We start from the raw sequence: 8491 nt of genomic DNA on the forward strand, positions 1-8491 counted from the left end.
CATCCGCGACCCAGATTTGCTAACGATGGTTCTCAGGTGTCCTGTGGAGCAAAAATCGTTCCCCGGTGGCAGAATCTTAGCTCCAATTCCGAGTCGAGGCCCGGCAGCAGCGCGCAACAGCAAAGACCGTTCTTCATATATACTGCCGCGGATCTGCAAGTCACGTTCTTGTCCCCGCCATGTCCGTCGTTCCCGTCATCGCTACCGTCATGGTGCTCGGCATTCCCATCTTGGGGATCCTCCTGGCCGGATATAAGGAGTGGCTCAAATTCAAAGCGAAACATCAAGAACTGGGGACTTCCACCCGAGAGATTGAGGATCGTCTACAGTCTCTTCGCGAGCGACTTGATCACGTCGAGCGGGAGCGGGATGCGCTCCAGCAGCGCGTCCGAAACCTCGAAACCATCGTGACCAGTGAGGCCTGGATAGCACAGCACGACGATACGACCGATGGGCCTCCGCTAGATGCCGTTGAGGAAGATGCTCTTAAGCCCCCATCCGACCCGGCGTCCGAGACCCGCAACGAGTCGGAACGCACCGCTCAAATCGCGCGGCGTTTGCGGGACCGGTAGGGCTCTCTGTCTTCGTGCCGCGCCACGGAAGATCCCATGAAGAGATTGTGGTTCCCCGGGCCGCTCGGCTAGGTTGACTGTGCCTTTTTGCAGTAATTCCTCTACACACGCTGCAGGTTCTCGCCTCGGCCCTTGCTGGGCGAGATGAAAAGGGAACGCCAGTGCCGCCAATGGCGAAGGTCACGATTTGAGGCCCGCCATTGGCCAGTCTGGGGCTGTCCCCGCAACTGTGATTCGAGCGTTGGATGCGTACCGCCGGCGGATTGCCACTGCCCCGACCGAGTTGTCGATCGCACGACGGCTCGTCGTGGCGGGAAGGGAATCCGTCGAGTGCATCCGGCCGTCTACGGTGACGGTTCTGCCGTAGACCGTTCCGGCTCGATGAGCCAGGAGACCTGCCTGCGTGCGTGATGAGGAGCCGATGCGAATGGGCTCCTCACTCGCCAAGAACCTCCGGGATCAGAGGTTTGTGGCGTGCCTGGCTCCATCGACCGTCTCTGCGTTGAGATCCGCGCCTGTGAGGCCCGTTCCTCCGGTGTGGTCTACGGCAGGGAAACCCGTATCGTACCGGGCCTGGAGCAGCCGCCCAAACCTCAGCTAGAGGTGAGGGCTTTTCTTTATGGATGCTCCGTTTCCGGTATACTTGTGGTTTCTTGCGGGCGTGGTGGCACTTGCGGGCCTGAACCCGGCCGATGCCGCCGCGCGGTCGGGCCGGTCCACACCGGCGAAGGACGATACGTCCCGCGTGGAGTGGAAGCTATCGCTCCCGCCGCTGACCGTCACGGCGAGCCGCATCCCGACCTCGCCGGCCCAGGCCCCGGCTCGGATCACCATTCTCGACTCGACCGCCCTTCGCGTGACGGGAGCCTCCTCCGTCGCCGGCCTGCTCGAAGACCGGGCCGGGCTGCACGTGCGCCGATACGGGACCGGCGGCTTGGCCACGCCAGCCCTGCGGGGGTCTGGGGCCTCTCAGACCGCGCTCCTGCTCGACGGGCAGCGCATCACGGATCCCCAGGTGGGGCACCTCGATCTCTCGCTCCTGCCTACGGTGCTCCTCCAGTCCGTGCGGGTGATGCATGGGCCCGCCTCGCCCGTTCATGGCTCCAATGGAATTGGTGGCGCCATCCAGCTCCGGACCGTTCGTCCCCCACCCGCCGCCATCGATGCCCGCCTGGCCACCAGGGTGGGCGCGTTCGGAACGCGAGGGGCGAGCGTCCTTGTCGGCGGGACCCCGGCAGATTCCACCTCTGTCCTGGTGGCCGCGGACTACCAGTCAACCGACGGGAACTTTCCGTACGTCGACGACAGCCAGTTTCCTCCGGAGACCGTTCGTCGCCGTAACGCCGATCGCACGCGTCGCACCCTCTACGGCAGTGTGCGGACCCGCGTGTCGAACCACCAGCTCCGGGTGTCCAGCTGGCTGACCCACGCCGAGCGCGGGCTGCCGCCGGCGAGCGCGGCGGCCCCGGCGGCGGCGCGGCAGTGGGACACGCAGCTTCGGATCTGGGGGGCAGACCGAGTGCCTCTCGGCGAGGGTCGCCTCAGGGTCCAGGGGCTTGTTCAGCGCACCCGGCTCCGGTACGTCAACCCTGCCCAGGACCTCGACCAGACGGGGCGAACGGGGCTTGCTTCGCTAGAGGCGACCCTGCAGCAGCCCGTATCTTCGGGGTGGACGGTGGCCAGCGGACTGTCCGGCAGCTACGCCCGTGCCCACCACCCGCGGCTCGGGAGCCGGCCCCACCAGGAGCACCTGTCGGCCTTCGTCGACGGCACGGCCCGCTACGGTCGCCTCGTGCTGTACCCGGCCCTCCGGACGGACGTCTACTGGATGCCAGACAGCAACCCGCGCCTGACGGTGAACCCGCGAATTGGTCTCAACTTGCAGCCCCTCCCCCGCTGGCCGGGCGTGCACGTGAAGGCGCAGGTCGGGCGTGCCTTTCGGGTCCCCACCTTCAACGACCGGTACTGGCAGCCCGGCGGCAATCCAGACCTGCGTCCCGAGAAGAGCTGGGGAGGCGACCTTGGGGTCCGCCTTGATCGCCCACGCGGGCACGTCGAACTGACGGCCTTCGCGCACTGGCGCCGAGACCAAATCGTATGGCAGCCCACGGGGAAGGGATATTGGTCCCCCTCCAACGTGGGCCGGGTGCGGACCCTCGGAACTGAGGCATCGGCCGCCTGGTCGTGGGTCCTTCCCTTCGGAACGGGCCTCCGGACGGGACTGACGTACACCTTTACGGACGCCCGCAATCGGTCCAATCCGGGTGCTGCCTCCTACAATGAGCCGCTGCTCTACGTCCCCCGGAATCAGATGAAGGCCCACACGACCCTTGCGTGGGGGCCGGCTGCCCTCGACCTCAACATCCGCTGCACGGGCCGCCGTCCCGCTACAAGTGACGGCACCCAGTTCCTCGACGCCTACGCACTGGCCGACGCCCAGCTTCGCCTTCGACACGACTTCGGCGGAACTCGAGCAGAGCTTGCCGTCCGAGTCGAGAATGCGCTAGATACCGACTATCAGAGCATCGGGGGGCGCCCTATGCCGCCCCGTCACGTTCACGTCCGGCTTTTCCTCGCCCTCTAGCGCCCCTCGCTGCCGGACACTCCACCAGAACTACTCTTCCATCTTTGGTTCCCATTCCCATGACCCGCCGCCCCACCGTTTTCGTCCTCACGCTCGTCGCCCTGAGCACCATCCTCGCGGGCTGTGACCTTTTGGGCACCGACTCCGACACTGAGGTCGTCACCTCCGGCGTGTACGTAGCCAACGCCGGTGGCTTCCGCCTGAGCAACAGCAGCCTCACAATCTACAATCCGTCCACCGAGCAAACTCAGCGGCTCCCGGCCGACGATCCTGGCTTTGCCTCGTACATCCAGAGCATCACCATGGCCCCCCGTCGATTTTATCTTCTGTTCGGGGGGACGAACAGTGTTGGGGTCTTCAACGCGGAGACGAGCGAGCAGGTAGGCCAGATCACCGGAATCCGCAATCCCCGGTACATGGTCGCGACCGAAGAGCGGGGCTACGTAACCGGTCAGGACTACAGCGCGTCGCCGTCCCCGAAGCTCTACCAGATTGATCGGTCGAGCGGCGAGGTGGTGGATTCCGTTGAGGTTGGCGGCTCCCCAGAAGGCCTCACCGTCCGAGAAGGAAAGGTGTACGTGGCCCTTGGCGGTCGGAACGGAAACGTGGCGGTCGTCAATGCCGCGTCGATGACCGTCGAGCAAACTGTGCCTGTCGAGTGCGACGCTCCGCGCTTCCTCAGCTTCGACCGTCAGGGCGAGCTCCTCGTGTTTTGCGCCGGCTCGACGATCTACAACGACGACTTCGAAGTCGTCGACCGTACCGACGGCGCGATTCGCGTCCTCGATCCGGCGCCCCCCGAGATCACGACCCGCATTCCCCTAGACACAATGCTGACCTCCGCCTCACAGGGCCAGCGAGTCTTCTACACCCCCCGGTCCGACGAGGCATTTGCCGTGCTTGCCGACCAGACAGTACTCCGCTTCGACGCCGGCACGAACGAAGTCGCGGACCGCTTCTCGGCGTCGGGGGCTCCCATCGGGACCATCGCCTACGACGCTCGGGCGCAGCGCCTCTACATCGGTCGAGGAGCAGAGTCGGACCTGTTCTCGGCGGGGGGCACGGTTACTGTCCACCGTCGGGACGGCACCATGGCGGGGTCGTTCGAGGCGGGCGTCGCCCCCATCGACATCGGCTTCCGCCGAACCACCAGGTAGGAATCTTTGCTGACACGGCGGTCTCCCCGCCCCGTGACGCGATCCCCATAGCCTGCATTCTGTGCCGTTTCGCGCCCTCCCATGGACATCGATCGCTGCTACTGCTACCAGAAGACGTTTGCCGAGCTGAAGGCGGTTGCCGAGGCCACAGGGGCCAACTCGGTCTCTGACCCTGCAGGCGCACATCACGTTCGGCGAAAACTGCCAGCTGTGTCACCCGTACGTACGCCGAATGCTCAAAACGGGCCGGATCACCTTCGATCAGGTTATTGAGGCCGACGACTCATCCTCAGCGTAGCGCCGAGCCGACGAGAGGTTGGCCCCGGGACGTCCCCCCGTTCACCCTGCCCGTTCGGCACTGGCGCGTGTTTTTTCCTCTATGTTCGAGCCCATGGCTACCTTCCTATACGTTTTCCCTCATCCCGACGACGAGTGCTTCGGACCGGCTCCCGGAATCGCTCGACAGCGACGGGAGGGGCACGAGGTACACCTACTCACGCTCACGCGTGGTGAGGCAACGTCGCAGCGGGAGCGCCTGGGCTACTCGAAGGCAGAAATGGCCGAAACGCGCTACCAGGAGATGCACGACGTTGCGGCGGCCCTGGATCTTACATCCCTCACCGTCCTCGAATACCCAGACGGCCGGCTCGGGGAACTCAACCCGCTGGTGCTCGAGGACGAGGTGTCCGACCGAATCCACGCGACAGAGCCGGATGTTGTAATCACCTATCCCGTCCACGGGATCAGCGGACACCCCGATCACCTCGTCACGCACGCTCTCGTAAAACGCGTAGCCTGTGCGTTGCGCCGCGACGGGGCCCCTCATCCACGCCGACTCGCCTTCTACACGCTCCCCCCGCCCTCCGAAGATGCCGACCGTCCGGACCACCTCCGCCACTCGCCCTCCACGCTTATCGACTGCGAGTACCCGGTGCAGGCATCAGACCTTGAGACGGGGCGCGAGGCACTCTACCGGTACGAAACGTATCGTCCAGTCATCGAGAAGCACCAGCCCCTGGAGTCCGTCGGCGACAGCATCTCGTTCGAGCTGTTCGGAGAGGATCACGATCCCCCGCTCACCTCTCTGTTGGCGGCCCTGCCCGACCCCAGCGACCAAGCTGAATTGGACCGACAATCCTCCTGAGAGGCAGGGATGGAGGCATTTTCAGTTTCATAATCGCCGCACGCCCTACGCTCGGGAACGTGTAGACCGGTCGGTGGGGTACGACTGATAGGTATTTGCCCTTGCTTTTGGGCCAGTCCCGCACGTCCTGTGCTTTCCGACCGGGTCCCCTCGTTTGTCAACCGACTCGCCCTGAAGGTGAGTATTCCAGCTGGCCTCGTGGCGGGCGTATCGACCCTGCTGGTGCCGGGACCGACCGTATGGGCCGCCGCAGCGGTTGGGGCCGGTACGGCCGCCGCCGCCTACGCTGCCGGCCACGCCTGGCTCGACCGGCGCCTGACCCTCCTCCGGTCCACCCTGCGTCAGATCCGGGACCAGGACTTTGATGCCCTCGCGGCACCGTCCGGGTCCCCGGACGACGAGCTGGACATCCTCCTGCGGGAGGCCCACCGCACCGGGCAGTCCCTGGAAAACGAGATTCGAGAGCTCGAAGAGCGGGAAAGCTACCGGCGCGAGTTTATCGGCAACGTCTCGCATGAGCTCAAGACGCCCATCTTCTCCGTGCAGGGCTTTGCGGAGACCCTCCTCGACGGCGCCCTGGAGGACGAGGCGGTCAACCGCACGTTTCTGGAGAAAATTCTGCACAACGTCAACCGCCTCGACAACCTGGCCCGGGACCTCTCGACGATTACGAAGATCGAGACCGACGAGCTGAGCATGTCGGGCGAGGAGTTTGACGTGCCGGAGGTGTTCGAGGCGACCCTCGAGTCGGTCGAGGTGAAGGCTGAGAAGGAAGGCATCACGCTGCGGCAGGACGTGGACCCGGACCTCCCAGCCGTCTACGGCGATCAGGACCGCATCCGGCGGGTCTTGGTGAACCTGACCGACAACGCCATCAAATACAACGGCGAGGGGGGCACTGTGCTGCTACGGGCCGAAGCCCGGGCCGACGAGGTCAACATCCAGGTCGTAGACGACGGCATTGGCGTTCCCGAGGAGCACCTCTCACGCCTCACCGAACGCTTCTATCGGGTCGACAAGAGCCGCTCTCGGAATCAGGGGGGGACCGGGCTGGGTCTCGCCATCGTGAAGCATATTTTGGGTGCGCATGACCGCGAGCTGCACGTTGAAAGCACCCCGGGCGAGGGTTCTACCTTCAGTTTCACCCTGCCCACGACGCCTCAATCCGCCTTGGAGCCTGCCCATCAGCCGTAGCAGGGGCGACATCCCTGGCGCGGAGTTACGGCGGAAACGCCTGATTCACTCTGAAAGCCCTTCTTAAAAGCGCTTGGTTGCCTTCGCTCCCAGCGCCCCGCTCACGTCGCGTCGGTCGCAACCTCTTCCGTTAGACCCGCGCGAGTGATCTTTGACGGGGGTACTATCCTCATTCAGAGGAATAACGGAAAGAAGCCTACCGGCTCATCTCAGCGGAAAGGTTCGGTGGACCGCCTCCGGAGGGCCCCCGTCTACCCGCCGCGTGTAGACCAGGTGCAACTGCTCCCCGTCGGGACCAACCGCCAGGTCGGGCCGCCACAGCGTCGTTTCCGGATTGTTGACCCGCAGAGGTTCTCCCCAGCCCTCCGTTGCCGACCACTTGGCGTGGTAGAGAGCATCGGACCCAGCACCGGACCCGAGGAAAACCGCGTGCAGCCGCCCGCTCGGGGCTACCACCGCGTGGTGGGAAAGCACCCCGAAGAACCCTCCCCCGAAGTGGTCAGACAATGGAAAGTCGAACGGCTCCGACCAAGACCGGCCTCCATCGCGCGAGACAACCAGGCGGGCCGCCTCCGGCGATATTCCCTGATCGAGGCTCTGTTCGCGCAGAAGGTACAGCGTCCCGCTCGAGTCCGAGAGCAGGGTTAGGTCATTTACGCCCTGTCCGTCAGCACCAAACCGGTCCGATTCCGGGTCGTTCGAATACCAGAGCACCTTCTGGTTCGTCCACTCCGCACGTTCCGCCGGCCAGCGGGCCGTGAGAACGCTGTTCGGGTTCCCGGAAATCGCACTAACCGTCGCTAGGTGCACGTCTCCGCTGGGCCGGACGGCAACGTCGGCAATAGTGCCGATACTAACCCCACGTCTTATTCCATGTTTTATTTTTGAAAATTCCGGGAGGGATTGCTCGCGCCACGCCTCCTGCCCGGGGACCCACCGTGAGTAGAGGACCCCGTGTTTTTCCGGGTTGGTGTGACGCCCGACGATAAGATGGAGAGTCCCTTTCGGTCCCGCGAGGAGTGTGCCCCTTCCGTCTACCGGAATGTGGAAGTATTCAGCCCGGCCGGATTCATCCCGGCCGAGCGGAATCGCCGACTCGGGGGGCGTCCAGTGTCCATCGGCGTGCCGACTATGATAGACCCTGGTGTAGAGGAACCCGACGTTTTTCCCAGCACGCTTCTTCCGGAGCTTGTCAGGGTCCGGCTCGCACCAGATGAGGTGCAGGCCACCGGGAGTGACGCCGAAAAACGGATGGGTCATCTCGTAATTCCCTGGGGGCACCGAAAGCTCCGGCCCACCAATCTGGCGAATCCGGAGGCGGGTGGTGTCGTCAAAGACCTCGTTGATACTGTCGGGGAGAGAATTCTCGCCGACCCGTTTCTCAGGGTCTCGGTCCCCGTTGCCGGCTACGAAGACGGCCGTGTCGGTGACGGCGAGGCTGGGATTGAAGAGAGGATGGCCGGCCTCCGGCCAAAGCCGACGTGGATCCGACCAGCCGGATTCCTGCTCGTCGCGTTCCGTGCTGTCGGGAACGGGGCCAGGGCTTTGAACCGAGGGCGCCGCGCTGCCTGCCACGAGCAGGCAGCAGAGGAGGCCCAAGTAGGCCATGTTTTCCTTCGGAGAAAATATCACGGAGCCGAAAGGCTGAATGAAAAGGGGGCAGGGAAGTCTACGTCATCTCCAGCTGCGGGGAATCAGGAAAAAACCGGAGGGAAGGGTCCTAACATGTGCCTACTTCTTTCTCACTTCGGTATTCAGTTTTTATTCCTTCCGCTCTCATGTCTGCCTCAGTACACGACAAAACTCGGGCGGTCCTTCAAATTCTCCGATGAGGTCACAA

At 64.3% G+C, this 8491-nt stretch carries 6 protein-coding genes and 1 riboswitch; of the genes, 5 read left to right on the top strand and 1 reads right to left on the bottom strand.

Going from position 1 to position 8491, the window contains the following annotated elements; translation table 11 throughout:
• Nucleotides 1-179 precede the first annotated feature (179 nt).
• The 5 genes from ABEL04_RS08330 to ABEL04_RS08350 all read left to right on the top strand — a co-directional run bounded on the left by ABEL04_RS08330 (nt 180) and on the right by ABEL04_RS08350 (nt 6651).
• The gene (locus ABEL04_RS08330; RefSeq protein WP_375801926.1) at nt 180-572 is read left to right on the top strand and encodes a hypothetical protein; all 393 of its coding nucleotides are present in this window, start codon (nt 180-182) and stop codon (nt 570-572) included.
• A gap of 97 nt (nt 573-669) precedes the next feature.
• A riboswitch (cobalamin riboswitch) is annotated at nt 670-990 on the top strand.
• A 201-nt stretch (nt 991-1191) separates the two neighbouring features.
• Nucleotides 1192-3156, top strand: coding sequence for a TonB-dependent receptor plug domain-containing protein (locus ABEL04_RS08335; RefSeq protein WP_375801927.1), 1965 nt, complete (start codon nt 1192-1194; stop codon nt 3154-3156).
• A gap of 59 nt (nt 3157-3215) precedes the next feature.
• Nucleotides 3216-4313 carry a YncE family protein gene (locus tag ABEL04_RS08340; RefSeq protein ID WP_375801928.1) on the top strand — a complete coding sequence of 366 codons (1098 nt, stop codon included), beginning with the start codon at nt 3216-3218 and terminating at the stop codon, nt 4311-4313.
• Nucleotides 4314-4704: 391 nt separating this feature from the next.
• Entirely contained in the window at nt 4705-5457 is a 753-nt protein-coding gene (locus ABEL04_RS08345; RefSeq protein WP_375801929.1) for a PIG-L deacetylase family protein, read from the top strand.
• A 177-nt stretch (nt 5458-5634) separates the two neighbouring features.
• Complete coding sequence (locus tag ABEL04_RS08350; protein ID WP_375801930.1) at nt 5635-6651, top strand: sensor histidine kinase; 1017 nt, start codon at nt 5635-5637, stop codon at nt 6649-6651.
• Between the two features lie 204 nt (nt 6652-6855).
• Here ABEL04_RS08350 and ABEL04_RS08355 read toward each other — a convergent pair whose 3' ends face one another.
• Nucleotides 6856-8283 carry a sialidase family protein gene (locus tag ABEL04_RS08355; protein ID WP_375801931.1) on the bottom strand — a complete coding sequence of 476 codons (1428 nt, stop codon included), beginning with the start codon at nt 8281-8283 and terminating at the stop codon, nt 6856-6858.
• Nucleotides 8284-8491: the final 208 nt, after the last annotated feature.

The organism is Salinibacter sp. (genome assembly GCF_042218895.1).
GTDB lineage: Bacteria > Bacteroidota > Rhodothermia > Rhodothermales > Salinibacteraceae > Salinibacter.